Below are 223 nucleotides of genomic sequence, written 5' to 3'. Positions count from 1 at the left end.
GGTTTCGGTCGCGGAAAACGTTAAACCGACCTTCACCGTTCACATCAACGCTGCCCTGGACCACGACCTTGTCGTGACCCTGAGCAACAACGAAGTTGTGACCATCAAGGCCGGCGAAACCAGCGCGCCGTACAGCCATGCTGCGCAAGGCGACGACGTCTATAAGGACGCCGGTGAAATCAGCCTGGGTATCAAGTCGGCAGCAGACATCGACGGCCGTGCC

At 59.2% G+C, this 223-nt stretch carries 1 protein-coding gene; it reads left to right on the top strand.

What is annotated here, in order from left to right:
* On the top strand, positions 1-223 hold a 223-nt coding region (locus HU770_RS27390; protein ID WP_186666636.1), incomplete at both ends, for an immunoglobulin-like domain-containing protein.

The sequence above is a fragment of the Pseudomonas sp. SWRI68 genome (genome assembly GCF_014269165.1).
Taxonomy (GTDB): domain Bacteria; phylum Pseudomonadota; class Gammaproteobacteria; order Pseudomonadales; family Pseudomonadaceae; genus Aquipseudomonas; species Aquipseudomonas capeferrum.
Note: the sequence above shows the minus strand (reverse complement) of the source record. Positions and strands in the feature narration are given on the sequence as shown.